Annotated in this window: 22 protein-coding genes; 13 read left to right on the top strand and 9 right to left on the bottom strand. The window is 73.3% G+C overall.

From position 1 onward, the window contains the following. Positions 1 to 166: 166 nt before the first annotated feature. From ACIPW5_RS22210 to ACIPW5_RS22195, 4 genes are all read right to left on the bottom strand, one after another. Complete coding sequence (locus ACIPW5_RS22210; protein WP_401247444.1) at positions 167 to 1,282, bottom strand: ABC transporter substrate-binding protein; 1,116 nt, start codon at positions 1,280 to 1,282, stop codon at positions 167 to 169. Positions 1,283 to 1,535: 253 nt separating this feature from the next. After that, positions 1,536 to 1,607: a putative leader peptide gene (locus ACIPW5_RS22205; protein WP_401247766.1), complete on the bottom strand. Its 72-nt coding sequence runs from the start codon at positions 1,605 to 1,607 to the stop codon at positions 1,536 to 1,538. A gap of 161 nt (positions 1,608 to 1,768) precedes the next feature. Beyond that, positions 1,769 to 2,227: an RrF2 family transcriptional regulator gene (locus ACIPW5_RS22200; RefSeq protein WP_401247441.1), complete on the bottom strand. Its 459-nt coding sequence runs from the start codon at positions 2,225 to 2,227 to the stop codon at positions 1,769 to 1,771. Between the two features lie 49 nt (positions 2,228 to 2,276). Further along, the gene (locus ACIPW5_RS22195; protein ID WP_401247439.1) at positions 2,277 to 3,479 is read right to left on the bottom strand and encodes an acyl-CoA dehydrogenase; all 1,203 of its coding nucleotides are present in this window, start codon (positions 3,477 to 3,479) and stop codon (positions 2,277 to 2,279) included. 678 nt (positions 3,480 to 4,157) lie between these two features. On the opposite strand from ACIPW5_RS22195, the gene ACIPW5_RS22190 reads away from it, so the two are divergent. From ACIPW5_RS22190 to ACIPW5_RS22150, 9 genes are all read left to right on the top strand, one after another. Continuing rightward, on the top strand, positions 4,158 to 5,111 hold the full coding sequence (locus ACIPW5_RS22190; protein WP_401247437.1) for an amino acid ABC transporter permease: 954 nt from the start codon (positions 4,158 to 4,160) through the stop codon (positions 5,109 to 5,111). Further along, complete coding sequence (locus ACIPW5_RS22185) at positions 5,108 to 5,884, top strand: amino acid ABC transporter ATP-binding protein (RefSeq protein WP_401247434.1); 777 nt, start codon at positions 5,108 to 5,110, stop codon at positions 5,882 to 5,884. Before ACIPW5_RS22190 ends, ACIPW5_RS22185 begins: the two co-directional genes overlap by 4 nt. Before the next feature lie 41 nt (positions 5,885 to 5,925). Then, entirely contained in the window at positions 5,926 to 6,942 is a 1,017-nt protein-coding gene (locus ACIPW5_RS22180) for a transporter substrate-binding domain-containing protein (protein WP_401247431.1), read from the top strand. 251 nt (positions 6,943 to 7,193) lie between these two features. Then, positions 7,194 to 8,351: an LLM class flavin-dependent oxidoreductase gene (locus ACIPW5_RS22175; RefSeq protein WP_401247763.1), complete on the top strand. Its 1,158-nt coding sequence runs from the start codon at positions 7,194 to 7,196 to the stop codon at positions 8,349 to 8,351. A 23-nt stretch (positions 8,352 to 8,374) separates the two neighbouring features. Beyond that, positions 8,375 to 9,757 (top strand): NtaA/DmoA family FMN-dependent monooxygenase, encoded by a 1,383-nt coding sequence (locus tag ACIPW5_RS22170; RefSeq protein WP_401247429.1) that lies wholly within the window; start codon positions 8,375 to 8,377, stop codon positions 9,755 to 9,757. Further along, positions 9,754 to 10,800: an LLM class flavin-dependent oxidoreductase gene (locus tag ACIPW5_RS22165; protein ID WP_401247426.1), complete on the top strand. Its 1,047-nt coding sequence runs from the start codon at positions 9,754 to 9,756 to the stop codon at positions 10,798 to 10,800. The genes ACIPW5_RS22170 and ACIPW5_RS22165 overlap by 4 nt, the downstream gene beginning before the upstream one ends. 21 nt (positions 10,801 to 10,821) lie before the next feature. Next, complete coding sequence (locus tag ACIPW5_RS22160; protein ID WP_401247423.1) at positions 10,822 to 11,937, top strand: LLM class flavin-dependent oxidoreductase; 1,116 nt, start codon at positions 10,822 to 10,824, stop codon at positions 11,935 to 11,937. A gap of 50 nt (positions 11,938 to 11,987) precedes the next feature. Further along, positions 11,988 to 12,785, top strand: coding sequence for a thymidylate synthase (locus ACIPW5_RS22155; protein WP_401247420.1), 798 nt, complete (start codon positions 11,988 to 11,990; stop codon positions 12,783 to 12,785). Continuing rightward, entirely contained in the window at positions 12,782 to 13,267 is a 486-nt protein-coding gene (locus ACIPW5_RS22150; protein WP_401247417.1) for a dihydrofolate reductase, read from the top strand. Before ACIPW5_RS22155 ends, ACIPW5_RS22150 begins: the two co-directional genes overlap by 4 nt. Before the next feature lie 13 nt (positions 13,268 to 13,280). Here ACIPW5_RS22150 and ACIPW5_RS22145 read toward each other — a convergent pair whose 3' ends face one another. Beyond that, positions 13,281 to 14,189: a LysR family transcriptional regulator gene (locus ACIPW5_RS22145; RefSeq protein WP_401247414.1), complete on the bottom strand. Its 909-nt coding sequence runs from the start codon at positions 14,187 to 14,189 to the stop codon at positions 13,281 to 13,283. A 70-nt stretch (positions 14,190 to 14,259) separates the two neighbouring features. On the opposite strand from ACIPW5_RS22145, the gene ACIPW5_RS22140 reads away from it, so the two are divergent. Both ACIPW5_RS22140 and ACIPW5_RS22135 read left to right on the top strand, forming a co-directional pair. Beyond that, positions 14,260 to 15,198 carry an NAD-dependent epimerase/dehydratase family protein gene (locus ACIPW5_RS22140; protein WP_401247411.1) on the top strand — a complete coding sequence of 313 codons (939 nt, stop codon included), beginning with the start codon at positions 14,260 to 14,262 and terminating at the stop codon, positions 15,196 to 15,198. A 35-nt stretch (positions 15,199 to 15,233) separates the two neighbouring features. Beyond that, complete coding sequence (locus tag ACIPW5_RS22135; protein WP_401247409.1) at positions 15,234 to 16,196, top strand: aldo/keto reductase; 963 nt, start codon at positions 15,234 to 15,236, stop codon at positions 16,194 to 16,196. Here the strand turns inward: ACIPW5_RS22135 and ACIPW5_RS22130 are convergent. The 3 genes from ACIPW5_RS22130 to ACIPW5_RS22120 are packed head-to-tail and all read right to left on the bottom strand — an operon-like array spanning position 16,105 to position 19,609. Beyond that, positions 16,105 to 16,458 carry a UBP-type zinc finger domain-containing protein gene (locus ACIPW5_RS22130; protein ID WP_401247406.1) on the bottom strand — a complete coding sequence of 118 codons (354 nt, stop codon included), beginning with the start codon at positions 16,456 to 16,458 and terminating at the stop codon, positions 16,105 to 16,107. The two genes, ACIPW5_RS22135 and ACIPW5_RS22130, sit on opposite strands and share 92 nt — an antisense overlap. After that, on the bottom strand, positions 16,455 to 17,891 hold the full coding sequence (locus ACIPW5_RS22125) for an ATP-binding protein (protein ID WP_401247404.1): 1,437 nt from the start codon (positions 17,889 to 17,891) through the stop codon (positions 16,455 to 16,457). The genes ACIPW5_RS22130 and ACIPW5_RS22125 overlap by 4 nt, the downstream gene beginning before the upstream one ends. A gap of 41 nt (positions 17,892 to 17,932) precedes the next feature. Beyond that, entirely contained in the window at positions 17,933 to 19,609 is a 1,677-nt protein-coding gene (locus tag ACIPW5_RS22120) for an FAD-dependent oxidoreductase (RefSeq protein ID WP_401247402.1), read from the bottom strand. A 318-nt stretch (positions 19,610 to 19,927) separates the two neighbouring features. On the opposite strand from ACIPW5_RS22120, the gene ACIPW5_RS22115 reads away from it, so the two are divergent. Next, entirely contained in the window at positions 19,928 to 20,668 is a 741-nt protein-coding gene (locus ACIPW5_RS22115; protein WP_401247399.1) for a class I SAM-dependent methyltransferase, read from the top strand. Positions 20,669 to 20,807: 139 nt separating this feature from the next. Further along, positions 20,808 to 21,500: a phosphatase PAP2 family protein gene (locus ACIPW5_RS22110; protein WP_401247760.1), complete on the top strand. Its 693-nt coding sequence runs from the start codon at positions 20,808 to 20,810 to the stop codon at positions 21,498 to 21,500. A gap of 33 nt (positions 21,501 to 21,533) precedes the next feature. Here ACIPW5_RS22110 and ACIPW5_RS22105 read toward each other — a convergent pair whose 3' ends face one another. Further along, positions 21,534 to 22,868, bottom strand: a complete 1,335-nt coding sequence (locus ACIPW5_RS22105) for a glutamate-1-semialdehyde 2,1-aminomutase (protein ID WP_401247396.1) — start codon at positions 22,866 to 22,868, stop codon at positions 21,534 to 21,536. Between the last annotated feature and the right edge of the window lie 4 nt (positions 22,869 to 22,872).

Below are 22,872 nucleotides of genomic sequence, written 5' to 3'. Positions count from 1 at the left end.
GCCGTTCTGGAGTGTCGGCGCGCGTCCGGGCGGTGTCAAGACCGCCGTCCCGGCCGGGTGGCTGCGCGCCGTCGTCCGCCACGCACGGCGGCACCGGCCCCGCGGAGGACGAAGCCTCGGTGGAACCGGTGCCGCTGACGGTGGCGTGCCGGGCGTGCCCGGGGCCCTACTTGGCGCCGAGGCCGGCGTCGGAGACCTCGGGCTTGCCGGCGGCCTTGAGGACCTTGTTCAGGAGCGTCAGGTCGTAGATGCCGGCCAGTTCGGGCTGCTCGATGAGCTTGGCCTTGACCGCCCAGTCGGACTGCTTCTTCAGCGTGCTCGCCAGCGGGTCGTCGGTGACCGCGATGCTCGGCCACGCCGGGTCGATGACCTTGGGCTCCAGCTCCTTGCCGGTGTCCGCCTTGAGCTTGGCGTTGGCGGAGGCCTTGGCCTTGTCCTGGTTGGCGTGGATCCACTCGTTGGTCTTCACGGTGCCGCGCAGCACGGCCTCGACGACGTCCGCGTGCTCCTTGAGGAACTTCTGGGACACGATGATGTTCGTGATCACGAACTTGTTCTCGGGCCACAGGCTGCCCTCGTCGAGGAGGACGGAGCCGCCGTCGGAGACGAGCTTGGAGGCGGTGGGCTCGGGTACCCAGGCGCCGTCGATCGAGCCCTGCTTGAAGGCGTCGGGGGTGACCTTGTTGTCGGTGCGGACGACGGAGACGTCGCCCTTGCCGGACTCGGGGTCGACCGACCAGCCCTTCTCGGAGATCCAGTTGAGGAACGCGACGTCCTGGGTGTTCCCCTTCTGCGGGGTGGCGATCTTCTTGCCCTTGAGGTCGTCGAGGGTCTTGATCTTGTCCGGGTTCACCACCAGCTTGACGCCGCCGGAGGCGGAGCCGGAGATGATCCGCAGGTTGGAGCCCTTGGACTTGACGTAGCCGTTGATGGACGGCGAGGGGCCGATGAAGCCGATGTCGAGGGAGCCGCCGTTGAGGGCCTCGATCTCGGACGGGCCGGCGTTGAAGGACTGCGGCTTGACCTTGGTGCCGTTCAGTTCCTTCTCGATCAGGCCCTCCTGGAGGCCGACCAGGGCGGTGGCGTGGGTCAGGTTCGGGAAGTACCCGATGCGGACCTCGGAGGCGGAGAGCTTCTTCGCGCCGTCGGCGGCGGCCGGCTGGGCGTCCTTGTCGGCGGTCTTCTCGGCCTCGGAGCCGTAGCCGCAAGCGGTGAGCAGCAGCGGGAGCGCGGCGGTGAGGGCGACGGCGCGCAGGGCGGTGAGCGATCTTGCGGCAGACACGGAGGTGTCCTTTCACGGGATGGTTTCAGAAGGACGAGACGGGCGTCTCGAAAAGCCACCGGTACACACGGCACCCGCGCGCGGCGGTCGGTGGCCGGATCACGGTCGCAGGCTGGGGAACGGCGGGTCGTCGGGCGGCCCCGGGGAACGGGGTACGGCCGGCGCGGAGAGCGGGCGGCGCGGCGCCGGGGCCGCGTTCCGCCGGTCGGTCGGGCCTGGCGGTCTCAGACCTGATCAGACCTGGTCAGGGCTGTCAGACGGACTGACAGATGGCGCTGGACGTACGGACCAGATCGATGTGCCGACGGGAGATCAGGGACGGCATCCGGTGTACGTGGTGCAGTGCTCGCACGGTCGCCCTCCCGGAATCCCTAGTTTTCCCACCTGGTTGGTAGGCATCTTGGCAGAACGGGGGACCCGCCCCAAGGGGGTGACCAGATCGTGGACGCTACTGTCTCGTGATCCGAGAAAGCGCAGGTCAGATGCTCAGGGGTTGGTCCAGGCGCCCGGGGATTCGGCCAGCGCCGACACCGAGGCGGGCAGGTCCGACGAGGCGACGTCGGCCAGCGAGACGCCGTCGAGGATCTCGCGCACGTTGGCCCGCAGGGCGATCCACAGGGGGAGCAGCGACTCGGCGGGCCCGGTGTAGGAGAGGTCGGGCGGGCGGACCCCGCGCACCGAGACGAGCGGTCCGTCCACGACGCGGATGACGTCCGCGATGCTGATGGACCGGGCCGGCCTGGCCAGCCGGTAGCCGCCGTTGCCGCCGCGCTGGCTGAGTACCAGGCCGCCCCGGCGCATGTCGTTCAGGATGCCCTCGAGGAACTTGTGCGGGATGTCCTGGGCGTCGGCGATGGCCTCGGCCTTCAGCGGCCCGTCGTCCTGCGACGCGGCAAGCTGCAGCGCGGCCCGTACCGCATAGTCCGCCCTGGCTGAGATCCGCATGCGGACATTATCCCGTACCGTCCCGGTGCGCGTCGCGCGCGGCCCCGCGTCAGCGGAAGGCCGCCGCGACGGCGCGGTGGGAGCCGTTGAGGTAGTGCTCGCCGATGGAGCGCAGGCGGTGCGCGACCGGCCGGTGGGCCGTCAGTACGCGGGCGTTGCGCCAGAACCGGTCCAGGCCCGGGGCGTCCGCGAACTCCAGCACCCTGGCGGTGATGTGCAGGGCGGCCTTCGAGGTCACGGTCTCGGCCGCGGCGACCAGGGCGGCGACGGCCGCGGGCTCCTCGGCGTCCAGCTGCTCGCCCGCGTCGAGGGCCTGGGCCATCACCTCCGTGGCCCGGTCGGCCACGGCCGTGGCGGTCTGGGCGGCCGTGGCGAGCTCCCCGTAGGCGAGGAAGAGGTCGGGGTCCTCGCCGGGCGGCCGGTGTGCGCGGCCTCCCCTGCTGAGGTCGCGGGCCTCGGTCAGGGCGCCCTCGGTGATGCCGAGGGCGACGTGGCAGAGGGCGAGCCGGAGCGCCGGCTCGGCGAGCGCGGTGAAGGGAGCGGTCGACTCCTCGTCGTGCGGCCGCCGGCCGAGCACCTGCGCGGGCGCGACGGCGACGCGGTCGAGGACGACCGTGCCCGCGCCGGCGACGCGCTGGCCGAGCCGGTCGGGGGCGGGCTCGACGGTCATGCCCCGCGCGCCGGGCGGGATCCGTACGACGAGGACGTCGCCCGTCACGGCGCACACGGCGTCCACCACGATCTGGTCGGCCGCGGCCGCCGCGGTGTCCACGGGGCGGCGTCCGCTGAGCACGTAGCCCGGGCTGCGCGGCCTCAGCGTGAGGTCCGGCCGGCCGGCCTCGTCGTCGGGCGAGGGGGCGTGCACCGCGCCGGTCCACAGCCACTGTTCGCGGGCCGACTCCTCCTCCAGGGCGGTGGCGCGGTGGTCGGCCGAGTAGAACCGGCCGCCCCACGCGTGGACGTAGTGGCGGGCGACCAGCTCGCCGAGCGAGCTGTCCGCCGCGGCGATCTCCCGTATGACGGCGCATCCGGTACGCCAGTCCGCCCCGCGGCCCGGCCGGGGCGGGGTGAGGGCGGCCAGGAGTCCCGCGTCGCGCAGCCGGGCCGTCTCGTCGGCCGGCGGCCTGCCCGCCCGTTCACGGGCCGGGGAGTCGGCGGCCAGGTCCTCCGCCACGTCGCGGGCGGTGCGCAGGAGGGCGCGGCGCCGCGCGGCCTCGGAGGCAGGGGCCGGGGTGCTCGGGTTCGCCGGCACGGGGGTCACCGACAGGCCCGCGCGCCGCGGCACGGCACGGGGGGCCTGCGGAGGTCGCTGCCAGGGGGGAGGGCGGTGGTCATGTCGGCTGCTCCGGGACGTCGTCGGTGGCGCCGGCCGGTTGCCCGGAGGCGCGCGAGGGGTGGAGGACGGGCGGCGCCCGGATCCCCACTTTTCCCATCGGATTGATAGGAATACTCGCCCCGAAGCGACCTTCCGGCAAGACGGCGACCGGATCGTGGACAGGCCGGTCTCGCGATGAAAGACGTCACAGGTCAGCGGCCTGTTCGCGGCGGTCGGGGGAGGCGGGCGCGGCGGGACCCCCCGTCAGGCGGCCCGTGGACCGGGGGAGTTCGTCCGGCGGCCCGCCCCGGGAAGGCGGATTCGTTTCACCGGAAGGCGTTGTGTGTACGGCCGATGAAATCGCCGCGGGCCGGGGCCCATTCCGATATCAGGGCCGTTGACAGCCCTTCTGCGGGCTGCCTAGCTTACGCCGCAGAAATCCACATCAGCGGCCTCCTCGGCCGGGTACACGACGGCTGCTTCTCGATGCGCCGTTTCGCCGTTCTGCCGTGTGCCGTTCCGTCATTTCACCGTTCCGTCCTTTCGCCGTTTCACCCCTTCGCCGTTTCACCCTTTCACCGTTTCGCCGGTCCATCGAATGCCGTGGGAGCGCCCTTGACCGAATCACTCGTCCTCAGCGCACCCCCGGGGCCGCCGAAGCCCGCGGAGCGGGTGCTCCCGCTGCGCCGCCCCGGCCGGTGGGCCGCGGCCGCCGTCGTGCTGGTGCTGGCCGCCCAGGCGGCCCACGGGCTGGTCGCCAACCCCTTCTACCAGTGGGACCGGTTCGCGTACTGGTTCGCCCGCCCGGTGATCCTGGAGGGCCTGGCCGTCACCCTCCAGGTGGCCGCGTACAGCGCGGTCCTGGGCCTCGCGGGCGGCATCCTGCTCGCCCTCGGCCGGCTCTCCGCGAACCCCGTCCTGCGGTCGGTCAGCTGGACGTACGTCTGGCTGCTGCGCTCCGTTCCGCTGATCGTGGTCCTGCTCTTCCTCTACAACCTCGGCGCCCTCTACCCCGCCCTGAGCATCGGCGTGCCCTTCGGGCCGGCCTTCTTCACCTTCGACGAGTCCCGCCTCGCCACCGACATGGCCGTGGCCGTCGTGGGGCTGAGCCTGAGCGAGGCGGCCTACGCGGCCGAGGTGGTCCGGGCCGGGGTGCTCTCCGTCGACCAGGGCCAGCACGAGGCGGCGGCCGCACTGGGGCTGCCCAGGCGCTACCAGTTCGCCCGGATCGTCTTCCCGCAGGCCCTGCGCTCCATCGTCCCCGCCTACGTCAACCAGCTCGTCGGGCTGGTCAAGGCGACCTCCCTGGTCTTCTACGTGTCGCTGCTCGACCTGTTCGGCTCCGTGCAGAGCCTGGGCGCCACCTACCCCGGCGACGTGGTGCCGCTGCTGCTGGTGGCCACCTGCTGGTACGTGGTCCTCACCAGCGTCCTCTCGGTCGTGCAGTACTACGTCGAGCGGTACTACGCGCGCGGCGCGCTGCGCACCGTACCGCCCACCCCCCTCCAGCGGGCCCGGACGGGCCTGCGCGACCTGAGGCACCGCTTCCGGAAGGAGACGGCACGATGACCACCGCCGCGCGGCCCGCCGCGATCGAGGTCCACGGCGTGCACAAGTGGTACGGCGGCCGGCAGGTCCTGGACGGGGTGAGCCTGACGCTCCGGCCGGGCACGGTCACCGCGGTCCTGGGCCGTTCGGGATCCGGCAAGTCCACCCTGCTGCGGGTCATCAACCACCTGGAGAAGCCCGAGGCCGGATACGTCAGCGTGGGCGGCGAGCTCATCGGCGTGCAACGGCACGGCGGGCGGCTGAAGGAGCTCGGCGAGCGGGCGATCCTCGCCCAGCGCGGACGGATCGGCTTCGTGTTCCAGAACTTCAACCTCTTCCCGCACCTGACCGTCCTGGACAACGTGGCCGCGGCCCCGGTGGCCACCGGCCGGCTGCCCCGGCCGCGGGCCCGGGCCCTGGCCCGCGAACTCCTGGAGCGCGTCGGCCTCGGCGAGCGGACCGGCGCCTATCCCCGCCAGCTGTCCGGCGGCCAGCAGCAGCGCGTGGCCATCGCCCGCGCCCTCGCCCTGCGGCCCGGAGTCATCCTCTTCGACGAACCGACCTCCGCCCTCGACCCCGAACTCGTCGGCGAAGTGCTGTCCGTCATCAAGGACCTCGCCACCGGCGGCACCACGCTGGTCATCGTCACGCACGAGATCGGCTTCGCCCGCGAGGTCGCCGACGAGGTCGTCTTCCTCGACGACGGCCGCATCGTCGAGCAGGGCCCGCCGGAACAGGTCCTGGACCGGCCGTCCCACCCCCGTACGCGGGAGTTCCTGAGCAGGGTCCTGTGACCCCGCCGCCTTCCGACCCAGAACGAAAGGGAACACCGACCATGCACCGCCGAAGCACCCTGCGCACCCGACTCGTCCGCGGCCTCGGCGCCGCCACCGCCACCGTGGCGCTCGCCGCGGGCCTCACCGCGTGCGGGGGCGAGGCCGAGGCCGACGGGCCGGGCGGGGACGTCGTCACCGTCGGCGCGCTGTCCAACGGCGCCGCCCGGCAGGCCGAACTGACCGTCCCCGCCGTGGAGGAGCTGCGGGCCCAGCTGCCGAAGGAGGTCCGGGACCGGGGCGAGCTCGTGATCGGCGTGGGCGCGCTGCCCGCGGGCTTCCCGCCGCTCGCGTACGTCGGCACCGACCAGAAGACCCTCACCGGGTCGGAACCCGACCTCGGCCGGCTGGTGGCCGCCGTCCTCGGGCTCAAGCCGGTGGTGAAGAACTCCACCTGGGAGAACCTGTTCGTCGGCATCGACAGCGGCAAGGTGGACGTGGCCTTCACCAACGTCACGGTCACCGAGGAGCGCAAGAAGAAGTACGAGTTCGCCTCCTACCGGCAGGACGACCTGGCCTTCGAGGCGCGCAACGACGACCCCTGGAACTTCGGCGGCGACTACCGGGGCCTCGCGGGCAAGACCGTCGCGGTCAGCAGGGGCACCAATCAGGAGCGGATCCTGCTGGAGTGGCAGCGCAAGCTCCAGGCGGAGGGCAAGGACGTCACCGTCAAGTACTTCCCCGACGTCAACAGCGCCTACCTGGCCCTGAGCGGGAAGAAGATCGACCTCAGCTTCGGGCCCAACCCGGCCGCCGCCTACCACGTCACCCAGACGGCCGGGAGCGCCGCCGCCACGCGCAGCGCCGGCACCTTCTCCGGAGCCGGGGAGTCGCTCCAGGGGCTGATCGCCGCGACCGCCAAGAAGGACAGCGGACTCGCCCGGCCGGTGGCCCAGGCGGTCAACCACCTGATCGGTACCGGCCAGTACGCGCAGCTGCTCGCCGCCTGGAACCTGTCCGACGAGGCCGTCACCACCTCGGAGGTCGACCCGCCCGGCCTCCCGGTGAGCAACTCCTGAGCACCGGCGCGGGCGGCGGCGCACCCGGCAACACCGCTGCCAAGTTCTCTTCACACCACGGTCATTGTATGGCCCCGGTACCGGGCGTAGCGTTCCGAATGGATCTCGCACCAGGCGTCGGCCCCCTCGTCGGGTCGACGGGAAAGGCGTAATTCGACGTGTCCGAACCCGAATTCCCTTCCGAATTCACCTCCGAATTCCCGTCCCCGTCCACATCCGGCCGCACGTTCCGGCCGGCGGATTCCGGAACGCTGCACCTCGCCGTCGCCCTCGACGGCGCCGGCCGGCACCCCGCCGCCTGGCGCGAGCCCGGCGCCCGGCCCGGCGAACTCCTCACGGCCGGGTACTGGGCCGACGCCGTGGCCGAGGCCGAGGCCGGACTGCTCGACTTCGTCTCCTTCGACGACGCACTGACCCTCCAGTCCTCCTCGGCCGACGGGCCCGACGGCCGCACGGACCGGGTCCGCGGGCGGCTGGACGCCGTGCTCACCGCCGCCCGCGTCGCACCGCTGACCCGCACCATCGGACTCGTCCCGACCGTGACCGCCACCCACACCGAGCCCTTCCACATATCCAAGGCGATCGCCACCCTGGACCACGTCAGCCGGGGCCGGGCCGGCCTGGACGTCCAGGTGTCACAGCCGGCCCACGAACTGCGGCACTTCGGACGGCGCGCGGCCGCCCTCCCCGACGACGAGGCGTACGAGGAGGCCGGGGACCACATCGAGGTGGTCCGGCGGCTGTGGGACAGCTGGGACGACGACGCCGAGATCCGGGACGTGGCCACCGGCCGGTTCGTCGACCGCGACAAGCTGCACTACATCGACTTCGAAGGCCGCCACTTCAGCGTGCGGGGCCCCTCGATCACCCCCCGCCCGCCCCAGGGGCAGCCCGTGGTCACCGCAGCGGGCGCCGCCGGCGCCCCCTCGTACGGGCTCATCGCCCGTGCCGCCGACATCGGCTACCTCTCCCTGCGCGATCCGGACGGGGCCCGTGCCGCGGCCGAGGGGATCCGGCGGGCCCGGGAGACCGCCGGATCCCCGGCGCAGCCGCTGCACCTCTTCGGGGAGCTCACCGTGTACCTGGACGAGGACGGCCCGGCGGCCGCCGCCCGCAGGGACCGCCTCGACGCCCTGGCGGGCGGCGCCCACGACGGCGGCGAAGCCGTCTTCACCGGCACCCCCGCGCAGCTGGCGGACCTGCTCCAGGACTGGCGGACGGCCGGCCTGACGGGCTTCCGGCTGCGGCCCGGAGCCCTCGCCCACGACCTGCCCGCGATCACCCGGGGGCTGGTGCCGGAGCTCCAGCGGCGCGGGGCCTTCCGCCGCGCGTACGAGGCGGACACCCTGCGCGGACTGCTGGGCCTGGAACGCCCGGCGGGCCGGTACGCCACCCACCCCGCAGCCTGATCCCGGACCGGAAGGCCTCCGTCATGAGCAGCAAGCCGCTCAAGCAGATCCATCTCGCGGCCCACTTCCCCGGCGTCAACAACACCACCGTGTGGAGCGACCCGGCGGCCGGCAGCCACATCGACTTCGACTCCTTCGTCCACTTCGCGCGCACCGCCGAGCGCGCGAAGTTCGACTTCCTCTTCCTCGCCGAGGGGCTGAGGCTGCGCGAACAGGGCGGGCAGATCTACGACCTGGACGTGGTCGGCCGCCCCGACACCTTCACCGTGCTCGCCGCGCTCGCCGCCGTCACCGAACGCCTGGGCCTGACCGGGACCATCAACTCCACCTTCAACGAGCCCTACGAGGTGGCCCGCCAGTTCGCCAGCCTCGACCACCTGTCCGCCGGCCGCGCCGCCTGGAACGTGGTGACCTCCTGGGACGCCTTCACCGGGGAGAACTTCCGGCGGGGCGGGTTCCTGCCCCGCGAGGACCGCTACTCCCGCGCGCAGGAGTTCCTGGCCACCGCCACCGAGCTGTTCGACTCCTGGGACGGCACCGAGATCGTCGCCGACCCGGTGTCGGGAGCCTTCCTGCGCGACGCCCGGGCAGGTGCCTTCACCCACCGCGGACGGCACTTCGACATCGAGGGCCACTTCAACGTGCCGCGCAGCCCGCAGGGCAGGCCCGTGGTCTTCCAGGCGGGCGACTCCGACGAGGGGCGCGAGTTCGCCGCCGCCGGCGCCGACGCGATCTTCGGCCGGTACGGGACCCTCGACGAGGGGCGGGCGTTCTACGCCGACGTCAAGGGCCGCCTCCCCAAGTACGGTCGTACAGCGGACCAGTTGAAGATCCTTCCCGCGGCCACCTTCGTCCTCGGCGACACCGACGCCGAGGCGCACGAGACCGCGCACGAGGTGCGCCGCCTCCAGGTGAGCGGGCAGACCGCGATCAAGTACCTGGAGCACGTCTGGAACCGCGACCTGTCCGCCTACGATCCCGACGGGCCGCTGCCCGACGTCGACCCCGACCCCGGAGAGAACACCATCGCCCTCGGCCGGGCCAGCGTCCGCCAGTTCCGCGACCCGCTCGAAACCGCCCGGCAGTGGCGCGAGCTCGCCCGCGCCAAGAACCTGTCGATCCGCGAGCTCGTCATCGCGACCACCGCCCGCCAGACCTTCGTCGGCTCCGCCGCCACGGTCGCCGCCACGATCGACGGCCTGGTGCAGGCGGACGCCGCCGACGGGTTCATCCTGGTGCCCCACATCACCCCGGGCGGCCTGGACGTCTTCGCCGACACCGTCGTACCGCTCCTCCAGGAGCGCGGGGTCTTCCGCACCGAGTACGAGGGCACCACCCTCCGCGACCACCTCGGGCTCTCCGTCCCCGGCGCGCGAACGGACTCCCGGCAGGCCGCCGCCTCGTGAAGTTCCTGGCAGTCACCCTGATCACGGACTCCGCGGACCCGGTGACCGGGGCCCCCACACCCACCCGGGAGCGGTTCCGGCAGGTCGTCTCCGCCGCACTCCTCGCGGAGGAGCTCGGCTTCGACGGCTTCGGCGTCGGCGAGCGCCACGAGCGGCCGTTCCTCTCCTCCTCGCCCCCCGTGGTGCTCGGCCACATCGCCGCCCTGACCAGCCGGATCCGGCTGTTCACGGCCGTGACCACCCTGAGCCTGCTGGACCCGGTACGGGCCTACGAGGACTACGCGACCCTGGACCACCTCAGCGACGGCCGGCTGGAGCTGATGATCGGCAAGGGCAACGGCACGGCGCAGCGGGAGCTGTTCCACGTGACCCCCGAGGACCAGTGGGAGCGCAACGCCGAGGGCTACGAGCTGTTCCGGCGGATCTGGCGCGAGGACCGGGTGACCGCCGAGCCCCGCTTCCGCCCCGCCCTGGACGGCGCCGAGGTGCTCCCCAGGCCGCTCCAGCCCGCCCTGCGGGTCTGGCACGGCAGCGCGACCAGCCGGGAGTCCGTCGACCTCGCGGCCCGCTACGGGGACCCGCTCTTCTCGGCCAACGTCACCCACCCGATCGCCCCGTACGCCGCACTGGTCCGCCACTACCGCGAACGCTGGGAGCACCACGGCCACGACCCGGCGCACGCCGTCGTCGGCGCGGGCACGGCCGGCTACCACGCGGCCCCCACCTCACAGCGGGCGGTGGCGGCGTACCGGCCGGCCTTCGCCCGCTACCTGGACTCCCACGAGCGGCAGGGGCTGGCGCCCGTCTTCCCCACCCTGGAGGACTTCGTCGAGCGGAGCTCCGCCCTCGTCGGCAGCCCCCAGCAGGTGATCGAGAAGGTCCACCGCTACCACGAGGAGTTCGGCCACACGGCCCTGCACCTCCAGGCCGAACCGGGCGGACTCGCCCCGGCGGAGCACCGGGCCTCCCTCGAACTCTTCCAGTCGGAGATCGCCCCCGTGCTGCGCCGGGAGATCCCCGACCCCGCCTTCCCCGACGCGTAAAGACCTGTAAAGGAGCCCGGCATGTCCGGCATCCCCCTGGGGGTCCTCGACCTCGTCCCCGTCCCGTCCGGCGGCACCGCCGCCGCGGCCCTGCACCACAGCATCGACCTCGCCCGGCAGACGGAGGCCTTCGGCTACGCCCGCTACTGGTTCGCCGAGCACCACCTCAACCCGGGGGTCGCCGGAACCTCCCCGGCGGTCGTCCTCGCGCTCACCGCCTCCGCGACCAGCACCATCCGGCTCGGCTCCGGAGCCGTCCAGCTCGGGCACCGCACCGCCCTCTCCACGGTCGAGGAGTTCGGACTGATCGACGCGCTGCACCCCGGACGGCTGGACCTGGGCCTGGGCCGCTCCGCCGGCCGGCCGCCGCAGCGCGACCCCGCGGCGGCCGAGCCCTTCGAGGGGTACACGCCGAACGGGCTGCGCATCCCGCCCCGCTTCTCCTTCGCGCACCTGCTGGGCCACCCGAGGGTCGCGCTCCAGCAGCGGCTGCTGAACCTGCCCGGAGCACAGCCGCAGGACTACGCCGAGCAGGTCGACGACGTCCTCGCGCTGCTGCGGGGCGACTACCGCTCCCCGGACGGGGTGGAGGCGCACGCCGTCCCGGGGGAGGGGGCCGACGTACAGGTGTGGATCCTGGGGAGCAGCGGCGGGGTCAGCGCGGAGACCGCCGGCCGCAACGGGCTCAGGTTCGCGGCCAACTACCACGTCAGCCCCGCCTCGGTGCTGGAGGCGGCCGAGGGCTACCGGGCCGCCTTCAAGCCCTCCGCCGGGCTGGACCGGCCGTACCTGACCGTCTCCGCCGACGTCGTCGTCGCCGAGGACGACGCGACCGCCCGCGAGCTGGCCACCGGATACGGGCCCTGGGTGCGCAGCATCCGCACCGCCGAGGGCGCCATCCCCTTCCCCACCCCGGACGAGGCGCGCGCCCTGCCCTGGACCGAGGCGGACCGGGCACTCGTCGCCGACCGGGTGGAGACCCAGTTCGTCGGCTCCGCGCGGACCGTCGCCGACCACCTGGAGCGGCTCCAGGAGGCCACCGGGGCGGACGAGCTGCTGATCACCACCATCACCCACGACCACGCGGACCGCGTCCGCTCCTACCGCCTGCTCGCGGAGGAGTGGCGACGCAGGTGAGGAGCTCCCCGATTAGATCGACCGCTCGCGGGCTCGTAGACTCGACGGTTGTGGCGGACACCCAGTACGAAGACCTCTTGCGGCATGTGCTCACCTCCGGGACGGCGAAGGCCGACCGGACGGGCACCGGTACCCGAAGCGTGTTCGGGCACCAGCTGCGTTACGACCTCTCTCAGGGATTTCCCCTGGTCACCACCAAGAAGGTGCACCTGAAGTCGATCGTGTACGAGCTGCTGTGGTTCCTGCGCGGCGACTCGAACGTCGGCTGGCTCCAGGAGCACGGCGTCACCATCTGGGACGAATGGGCCGACGCGGACGGTGAGCTCGGACCGGTGTACGGCGTCCAGTGGCGTTCCTGGCCCACCCCCGACGGCCGGCACGTGGACCAGATCACCGAGGTGCTCGACACGCTGCGCAACGACCCGGACTCCCGCCGGATGATCGTCTCCGCCTGGAACGTCTCCGAGCTGTCCCGGATGGCGCTCGCCCCGTGCCACGCCTTCTTCCAGTTCTACGTGGCCGACGGCAGGCTCTCCTGCCAGCTGTACCAGCGCAGCGCGGACCTGTTCCTCGGCGTCCCGTTCAACATCGCCAGCTACGCCCTGCTCACCCACATGGTGGCGCAGCAGACCGGCCTCGAACCGGGTGACTTCATCTGGACCGGCGGCGACTGCCACATCTACGACAACCACGTCGCGCAGGTGACCGAGCAGCTGTCGCGCACCCCGTACGACTTCCCCGAGCTGCGCCTGCACAAGGCCGACTCGATCTTCGACTACGCCTACGCCGACGTGGAGGTGCTCGACTACCGGCACCACCCGGCGATCAAGGCGCCGGTGGCGGTATGACCGTCGGACTGATCTGGGCGCAGACCCTCGACGGGGTCATCGGCGCGGACAACGCGATCCCGTGGCGGCTGCCCGAGGACATGGCGCACTTCAAGGCCACCACCCTCGGCCACCCCGTGGTGATGGGCCGCAAGACCTGGGATTCGCTGCCCCCGCGGTTCCGCCCGCTCGCCGGCCGGCTGAACATCGTCGTCACCCGCGACCCGGAGTGGCGGGCCGAGGGCGCGGTGCGCGCCGGCTCGGTCCCCGAGGCCCTGGAACGGGCGGCCGGCGCCGCCGAGACGTGGGTGATCGGCGGCGGCGAGATCTACCGGGCCGCCCTGGAGCACGCCACGGTCCTCTCGGTCACCGAGATCGACGCGCAGGTGCAGGGCGACACCCACGCCCCCGTACCCGGTCCGGAATGGACGGCCGACGGCGACGGCGCCTGGCACTCCTCGACGTCCGGGCTGCGCTACCGCATCCGCAGGTACACGCGCTAGCGGGTCCGGCCGGTCAGCCCCCCGCGTGCCGCGCCGCCCGCTCGCGCAGGGCCTCGACGAGCGCGGTGACGTGGGGCCGGCCGCCGCGGGCGAGCACGGCGACCCCGACGTGGCGGACCGGTCCCGGCGCGCTGACCGGGACGGCGCGCAGGCCCGGGACCTCCGGGCCGAGCGCGATGGAGGGGATCAGCGAGATCCCCGTGCCCGCCGCGACCAGCGAGCGCGCGAAGAAGTAGTCGGTGGTGGTCCCGCGCACCTCGGGCTCGAACCCGGCCCGCTCGGCGTAGCGGCGCAGGTACGCCTCGGTGCGCAGGCAGCCGAGCACCCAGGGTTCGCCCGCCAGCTCGGAGAGGTCCAGGGCCGCGCGCCCGGCGAACCGGTGCCCCTGCGGCAGGACCACGTACAGCGGGTCTTCCAGGAGCGGGGTCCACTCCAGCCCGGAGCCGGAGCCCGGCCCGACGGGCAGCGGGCCGTCGAAGTGGTAGGCGAGGGCGAGGTCCACGGCGCCCTGGCGGACCAGCGGCAGGGTGTCCTCGGGTTCGCCCTCCCGGACGTGGACCACCGTGCCGGGGTGCTCCGCCGTCAGCCGGGCCAGCACGTCCGGCAGCAGCAGTCTGCCGCCGCTGGTGAACGTGCCCACGGTCAGCTGGGTGCGCCCCGTGCCGAGCCGGTCCACCTGTCGGCGCGCGTGGGCGAGCTCGGCCGCGACGGTCTCGGCGGCGCCGACCATGATCCGGCCGGCCGGGGTGAGCACCACCCCCCGGGTGCTGCGGTCGACGACCCGCGCCCCGAGACCGCGCTCCAGGGCGGCGATCTGCTGGGAGACCGCCGAGGGGGTCAGGCGCAGGGCCGTGGCCGCCCGGTTGAAACTGCCGTGCTCCGCCACCGCCCGCAGGACGCGGAGCCGCTGCACATCGATCAACAGTTTTCCTTCATACGCAACCAGCAGATCGGGACTTCTGCTGATGACCCTAGGCCCCCACGATGAGGCCATGCAAAAGATCATCGTCATCGGCGGAAGCCGGTACTTCGGAAGGCTCCTGGTCGAGCGCCTGCACGCCGCGGGGCACCGGGTCACCGTGGTCAACCGCGGCTCCACCCCACCGCCCGAGGGGGTCGAGCACCTCGTCGTCGACCGGAACGACGAGGCCGCCCTCGGCGCCGCCCTCGCCGGCCGGACCTTCGACACCGTCGTCGACCAGGTCTGCTACACCCCGGTGCAGGCCGCCATCGCCGCCCGCGCCTTCGCCGGCCGCACCCGGCGCTACGTCATGACCTCCACGATCGAGGTCTACGACCCCGCGACCGCCGACCTGCCCGCCGTACCCGCCGGCACGCCCGTGCCGGAAGCGGTCGTGGACCCGGCCGCCTGGCGGGTGGCCCCGGACCTTCCCTGGCACGACCCGGCGTACCTGGAGGCGCACTACGCCGAGGGCAAGCGCCAGGCGGAGGCCGTCCTCGCCGGCGCCGGCGGCTTCGCATTCGCCAGTGTGCGCAGCGCCCACGTGCTCGGGGGCGGCGCGCTGGACTTCACCGGCCGGCTGGCGCACTACACCGGGCGCATCGCCCGGGGCGAGGAGATCGCCGTGCACGCGGAGCCGCTGCCCACGGTCTTCATCCACCACGAGGAGCTGGCGGACCTGCTGGCGTGGGCGGCCGGCGCCGAGTTCACCGGCCCCGTCAACGCCTGCTCCGACGGCCCGCTCGACGTGCACGGCCTCACCGCCGCCATCACCGCCCGGACCGGCCGGGAGGCCCTCCTGCGGACCGTTCCGGCGGGCGCGGACGCCTCGCCGTTCTCCTTCGACCGCCCCTACGCCATGAGCAACTCCCGCGCGAAGGAGCTGGGCTTCCGCTTCTCCCGCACCGCCGACTGGCTGCCCGGAGCCGTCGCCGAAGCCCTCGCCGCCTATCCGTCCCACCGCGCCTGAAGAAGAAGCAGCGCCTGAGGAACAGGAGCCCCACCATGCGCCACCGCACCATCGGACACGCCACCGTCAGCGCCATCGGCCTCGGCGCGATGCCCCTGTCCATCGAGCACCGCCCCGACGAGGCACGGGCCCTCGCCACCGTCCACGCCGCCCTCGACGCCGGCGTCACGCTCATCGACACCGCCGACAGCTACCACTGGCACGCTGGCGAGGAAGGCCACAACGAGCGGCTGATCGCCCGCGCCCTGGCCGGCTACGGCGGCGACACCTCGGACGTCCTGGTGGCCACCAAGGGCGGCCGCGGCCGCCCCGGCGACGGCAGCTGGACCGTCGACGCCACCCCCGCACACCTCAGGCGCGCCGCCGAAGCCTCCGCCCGGCGCCTGGGCGTCGACGCCATCGGCCTCTACCAGCTGCACAAACCCGATCCGGCCGTGCCCTGGGCGGACTCCGTCGGCGCGCTGCGCGACCTCGTCGACGCCGGCACGATCCGCGCCGCCGGCATCTCCAACGTCACCTGCGCCCAGATCCGCCAGGCGCACGAGATCCTCGGCGACGGCCTCGTCTCCGTCCAGAACCGGTACTCGCCCGCCGTCCGCGACAGCGAGGCCGAGCTGCTGCTGAGCGCCCGGCTGGGACTGGCCTTCCTGCCCTGGAGCCCGCTCGGCGGCATCTCCCGCAGCTCCCTGGACGGGCCCTCCGGCGCCACCTCCGCCGGCACCCCCTTCCACCGCGTCGCGGCCGAGCGCGGCGTCAGTCCCCAGCAGGTCGCCCTGGCGTGGCTGCTCACCCGCTCCGCCACCGTCGTCCCGGTGCCCGGAGCCGGCCGCCCCGCTTCGATCACCGACTCGGCCGGGGCGGCGGAGCTCACGCTGAGCAGCGGGGAGCTGGCCCGGCTGGAGGCGTTCAGCGGTGCAGCCGACCCGTCCAGTCCTGCGGGACGCGCCCGGACGGGCCCGGGGACGACTGGGTCGGCGGGTGCTCGGTGGGCGGGGTGAGCGCCGGTCCGCCCGGGTGGAGGGCGCTCGTGGCGTAGTTCCAGAACCAGTCCTCGCCCGGCTCGAAGCTCTGCACCAGCGGATGGCCGGTGGCCTTCCAGTGGGCGGTGGCGTGCTGCGCCGGCGAGGAGTCGCAGCAGCCGATGTGCCCGCACTGCGCGCAGCGGCGCAGGTGGAACCACCAGCCGTGCACCTCCTCGCACTCCACGCAGCCGGTGCCGGAGGGCGCGGCGGTCGGGTCGATGCCGTCGGTCTCGGTCATGCGGTCTCCTCGGAGGGGTCCGGTGGGGTCAGCGGGAGCAGCACCTGGAAGCGGGTGTCGCCGGGGGAGGACTCGACCTGGAGGCTGCCGTGGTGCTTGCCGACCACGATCCGCCAGGAGATGTCCAGGCCCAGGCCGGTGCCCTCGCCGACCGGCTTGGTGGTGAAGAAGGGGTCGAAGATCCGGCTGCGGATCTCGGGCGGCACCCCCGGGCCGGTGTCGCGGAACTCGACCAGCAGCCGGTCCCCCTCCCGCGCCGTGCGGACGGTCAGCGTGCCCTCGCCCCCGGTCTCCGCAATGGCGGCCACGGCGTTGTCGATCAGGTTCGTCCACACCTGGTTGAGCTCGGCCGCATAGGCGGGCACGTCCGGCACCGACCGGTCGTACTCCTTGACCACCCGCACCCCGGGCCCGATCTTGCCGGACAGCATCAGCAGCGTGCTGTCGAGGAGTTCGTGGACGTCCACCACCCGGTGCGGGGCCCGGTCGAGCTGCGAGTACTGCTTGGCCGCGTCCACGAGGTGGGAGATGCGGGCCGTGGAGTCCTCGATCTCGCTCATCAGCAGCTCGGTCTCGACCGTGTAGCCGAGCCAGCCGACGGCGGCCGGGAGCAGGTCCTCGGCCACGGCCGCCGCGACCTGCTCCAGCCAGTCCGTGTCCAGCCCGGCCTGCACGAAGACCGGCGCCACCCGCCAGCCCTCCGGGAAGCCGTGCTCCTCCAGCCAGTCGGCCAGCTCGTCCTCCCGGTCGGAGGCCTCCAGCGGGCTCAGCGCCGGGGCCTTCGCGACCCGCTCCACCGTGCGCTCCTGGATCTCGATGAGATCCGCGATCGCCTCGCGCGTGTACCGGCCCTGGGAGATGTGCGCCAGCTTGTGCCGCATCTTGCCGACCCGCTCGCGCAGCGTCGCGGTGGCCCGGACCGCCGCCGCGGCGGGGTTGTTCAGCTCGTGGGTGAGGCCCGCGGACAGCGAGCCGAGCGCCAGCAGGCGTTCGCGCTGGCCGATCGCCCGCTGGCTGTTCCGCGAACCGAAGAACAGTCCCTCCAGCAGGTGCGCCGCCATCGGGAACCACTCGCGCATGATGTCCGCGAACGACTGCGCGGGCAGCACGAAGAACCGCGTCGGCTCCGTCACCCGCATGGAGTTGGTGTACGTCTGGGGCACCCGGTCGCCCAGGTACGCCTGCATCGCCCCCGAGTACACCCCGCGCTGCGAGGTCCGGCTCACCTCGACGTCGTCGGCGCCGACCCGCCGCGACAGCACGACCGTGCCCTCGATCATCACGTAGAAGCAGGTGGCGGGGGAGCCCTCGGTGTACACGGGACCGGACTCGAAGCGCTCCACCCGCCCCTCGTGGCACAGCCGCCCCAGCTGCTCCGGGGACAGCTCCTCGAACAGGAACAGGGACGCGATCTCGTGCGGTGCGCAGGGCATGACCTGCCCGCCTTCACCCTGCCCGTTCACCTCCGCCCCGTTCACGGCTGCTCCAGGTACCGGTGGACGAGCATCACGGCCATGGCGCCCTCCCCGACGGCGGACGCGACGCGCTTGGCGGACCGGGCGCGCGCGTCGCCCGCCACGAACACGCCGGGAACGTTGGTCTCCAGGTGGTACGGGAGCCGGTCCGGCTCCCACTCGGGCGGCGGCCGCCCATCCGTCGTCAGATCGGGTCCGGCCAGGATGAAGCCGTGCTCGTCGCGCAGCACCGTGCCGTCCAGCCAGTCGGTCAGCGGGGCCGCGCCGATGAACACGAACACGTACTGGGCGTCGACCGGCTCCGTGGCACCGCCGTCCAGGTCCCGCAGCACCAGCCGCTCCAGGTGGTCCTCGCCCTCGGCCGCCTCGACGACCGTCCGGGCGCGCACCGCGATGTTCGGGGCCTCCTCGATCTGCTGGACCAGGTAGTACGACATCGAGGCCGTCAGCGACTCCCCGCGTACCAGCAGCGTCACCGACTTCGCCCCCCGCGCCAGGTACACGGCGGCCTGCCCGGCCGAGTTGGCGCCGCCCACGACGTACACGTCCTGCCCCGCGCAGGAGGCCGCCTCCGTGAGCGAGGAGCCGTAGTACACCCCCCGGCCGGTCAGCTCGTCGCAGCCGGGCGCCCCCAGCTGCCGGTACGAGACCCCGGTCGCCAGGATGACGCTGTGCGCGGCGACCGCCGAACCGTCGGAGAAGCGGACCACCCGCGCCGGACCCCTGACCTCCAGGCCCGTGACCTCGCGCGCCGTCAGGATCTCGGCGCCGAAGCGGGCGGCCTGCCGGCGGGCGCGCTCCGTCAACTGTGCGCCCGAGACCCCGTCCGGGAAGCCGAGGTAGTTCTCGATGCGGGAGCTCTGGCCCGCCTGCCCGCCGGTCGCCGACCGCTCGACCAGCACGGTCCGCAGCCCCTCGGAGGCCCCGTACACCGCCGCGCCGAGCCCGGCCGGGCCGCCGCCGATCACCACGAGGTCGTAGAACTCGGCCGCCGGGGTCGTGGCCAGCCCCACGTGGGCCGCGAGGTCGGCCGTCTCCGGTTCGATCAGCGCGGTGCCCTCCGGGGTGACCACCAGCGGCAGGCGGTGCCCGTCGGCCCCGGCGGCCTCCAGCAGCCGCCGGCCCTCGGGCTCGTCCGAGGAGTACCAGCGGTACGGCACCTGGTTGCGGGCCAGGAAGTCCCGCACCCGCGAGGACGGGGCCGACCAGCGGTGCCCGACCACCTTGGTGGCGGGCACCGGCCGGTAGTCGCTGGAGCGCCAGGCCGTGAGCAGGTCGTCCAGGACCGGGTAGAGCTTCTCCTCCGGCGGGTCCCAGGGCTTGAGCAGGTAGTGGTCGAGGTCGACCACGTTGATCGCGTCGATCGCCGCGTTCGTGTCCGCGTACGCGGTCAGCAGCACGCGCCGTGCGCCCGGGTACACGTTCAGTGCCTGTTCCAGGAACTCGATGCCGTTCATCTGCGGCATCCGGTAGTCCGCGAGGATCACGGCCACCAGGTCGCCGCGCAGCTTCAGCTCGCGCAGCGCCTCCAGCGCGGACTCCCCGGACTCGGCGCGCACGATCCGGTACCCGGGCCCGTAGCGGCGCCGCAGGTCACGGGCGATGGCGCGGGAGACACCCGGGTCGTCGTCCACGGTCAGGATGACGGTCCGCCCCGTCTCCACGGCCTGTGCCATAGGCCCCATCGTATGTTCGCCGGGCCGGGACCGCCCCGGGGGCGCGGCGGGGCGGCGCCGAAGCGGAGGGCCGGGGCGGCCCGTTTCCCGGGGCGTTCCTTGATCGCCTGAGGGGAAACGGAAGATCGTCGCTGGTCAATCCCCGTGTCCGGCACACCCGTTGGGCCCGCGTTCCTTTGTGCGCACCTCGGTCACGCCACCAGCAGGTTCGTGCATTTCGCCAGTACGAAGTCCCCGCGCGGACCGACCAGACTTCCCGCCGAGGGCCGCGGCTCGTCATGGGAGCCGACGCCACAGAACGATGGGGGAACCACTGCGATGAGTGGTCAGCTGTACGACGGTATCGGCGAGGCGTTCGAAGGTTTCAAGACCCTGCCCATCATCCGCTACGCCGAGGTGCCGGGCTTCCTCGCCCTGGTCGGCGACGTCTCCGGCAAGTCGGTGCTCGACATCGCCTGCGGCACCGGCTTCTACAGCCGCGAGCTCAGGCGCCGCGGCGCGTCCCGCGTGCTCGGCTTCGACATCTCCGGCGCGATGGTCGACGCGGCCAGGGCGATCGAGGGTGCGGACCCCCTCGGCATCGACTACGAGGTCGCGGACACGACCACCCTGCGCGAGTTCGACGAGCCGTTCGACGTGGCGATCGCGGTGCAGGCGTTCAACTACGCGGGCGACGTCGCCGAGATCGAGCGGATGATGCGCAACATCCGGCGCAGCCTCGTGCCCGGCGGCGCCTTCAACCTGTTCGTCCAGGACCCCGCCTACGACTTCGACGGCCCCTCGCTGGAGAAGTACGGCTTCCTCTTCGAGGGGACCGGCAAGGACAACGAGATCGGCAGCGGCATCCGCCTCACCGCCCTGCTCGACCCGCCGGTCTCCTTCGAGGCCACCACCCCCTCGAAGGAGACGTACGAGCAGACCCTGGGGGCCGCCGGCTTCACCGGGATCGAGTGGGTCACCCTGGAGGTCTCGGACGCCGGGGTCGAGAAGTACGGCGAGGAGTACTGGGCGGAGTACACCGCCAACCGCCCGCTGACCATGATCCGCTGCACCGCCTGAGCGAGCCGTCGGCCGGACGCCGGCCGGACGCCGGCCCGGCCCCCCGCGGGGGCCGGGCCGGTCCGTGGTCCCGCACCGCCGGTTTCCGGGATGCCGCCCCGGAAAACGCGGTGTTGGTTAGGGTTTTGGCGTGTTTGGAATCCTGGAGAAGAACAGCGGGCCGACCGGTCCCGCGGCCGGCCGGCCGGGGCTCCCGGCTTTGCCCCCGTCGTTACGCGCGCCGCTCGCCCTGATCGCCGCCCTCGCCGCCCTGGCGGTCCTCGTCCTCGGGGTGCGGTACGCCGGCACCGGTGAGCCCGGCGCGGTGGACGGCCGGATCGGGGAGGCCCTGTACGGGGCGGGGCCTGCCGTGCGGTACGCCGCCCTGGCCGTGGACTTCCTGGGGGAGCCCGTGGGGGCGGCGGTGCTGGTGGCGGCCGCCGCGGCGGGCTGCCTGCTGGTCCGGCGGCCGCGCGCCGCGGTGCTCGTGGTGGCCGGAGCCGCCCTGACCGTGGGGACGGCGACGCTGCTCAAGCCCGTGGTGGGCCGCACCATCCACGGCGACGACAACCTCTCCTACCCGAGCGGGCACACCGCCTTCGCCACCGCCTTCGCCCTCGCGGTGGCCCTGCTCGCGACCGGCCGGCTCGGCCTCGGGAGAACGGCCGGCACGGCCCTCGTGCTCGCCGCGGCGCTGGTCGCCGGCGCCGCCATGGGCTGGGCGCAGGTCACCCTGGGCGCCCACTACCCGACCGACGTCCTGGGCGGCTGGTGCACCGCGCTGGCGGTGGTGCCGGCGACGGCTTGGCTGGTCGACCGGACGGCCGGCGCGGGCCGGCGCGAGCGCCGCTGACGCACCGCGCCGCCCGCACCGGACCGCCCCGGCTCACGCCAGGCGGCGGAAGACGGGCTTCACCGGCCGTCCCGCCAGCCAGGCGGAGGGGTCGCCGGCGTCCAGGGCCTTGCGGTACACCGCACAGGCCTGGGCCACCGCCTCGACGGTGTGCTCGATGTCGGCCTCGCTGAGCGCACTGCTCACCACGAACGACGGGGCCAGCACCCCGCCCGCGAGCAGCCGGCGCAGGAACAGGGTGCGGTACTCCTGCGACGGCTGCCCGTTCTCGTCGAGGGTGGCGAAGACCAGGTTGCTGGCCCGGCCCCGGACGACGACGTGGTCGGCGACGCCCATGCCGGCCGCCGCCTCGCGGACACCGGCGGCCAGCCGCTCGCCGAGGGCGTGCAACCGGGCCGTGACCCCCTCCTCCACGTAGGTGGCCTGTACGGCCATCGCCGCCGCGAGCGAGTGCGTCTCCGCCCCGTGCGTGGTGGACAGCAGGAACACCCGGTCACCGGAGTGGCGCAGGCCGCCCCGTTCCATCAGGTCGCGGCGACCGGCCAGTGCGGAGACGGCGAACCCGTTGCCCAGCGCCTTGCCGAAGGTGGAGAGGTCGGGGACCACGCCGTACAGACCTTGCCCGCCCGCCTCGGACCAGCGGAAGCCGGTGATCATCTCGTCGAAGACCAGGACGCAGCCGTACCGGTCGGCCAGTTCGCGCAGGCCGGCCAGGTAGCCGGGCGGCGGCTCGGTGTGCGTGGCGGGCTCCAGGATCAGACAGGCGATCTCGTCCCCGTACCGGCCGAGCAGCTCCTCCGTGGCGGCCAGGTCCCCGTAGGGGAAGGACACGGTGAGCTCGGTGACCGCGTCGGGAATGCCCGCGGACATCGGCGTGGTGCCGATGAACCAGTCGTCCGTGGAGAAGAACGGGTGGTCGGCGCAGATCGCCACCCGCCGGCGCCCGGTGGCGGCGCGGGCGAGGCGCACCGCGGCCGTGGTGGCGTCGGAGCCGTTCTTCGCGAACTTCACCATCTCGGCGGTCGGCACCGTCGCGAGGAAGCGCTCGGCCGCCTCGACCTCCACGATGGACGGCCGCACGAAGTTGCTGCCGCGGTCGAGTTCGCGCCGCACCGCCTCGGTCACCCGCGGGTGGGCGTGGCCGAGGCTGACCGACCGCAGGCCGGAGCCGTACTCGACGTAGCGGTTGCCGTCGACGTCCCACACGTGCGCGCCGCGGCCGTGGCTGATCACCGGGGCCAGGCCCTCGGGGTACTGGTCGTCGCCCTTGGCGTAGGTGTGCGCGCCGCCCGGAACGAGGGCGTGCAGCCGCTCGTTCGCCGCCCGCGACCGGGGCAGGGCGAACTCTCGGTTCTCTTCGGTTTCCACGCCG

This window comes from Streptomyces sp. NPDC090077, assembly GCF_044747545.1.
Lineage (GTDB): Bacteria > Actinomycetota > Actinomycetes > Streptomycetales > Streptomycetaceae > Streptomyces.
This window is presented reverse-complemented; position numbering and strand designations above follow the sequence as displayed.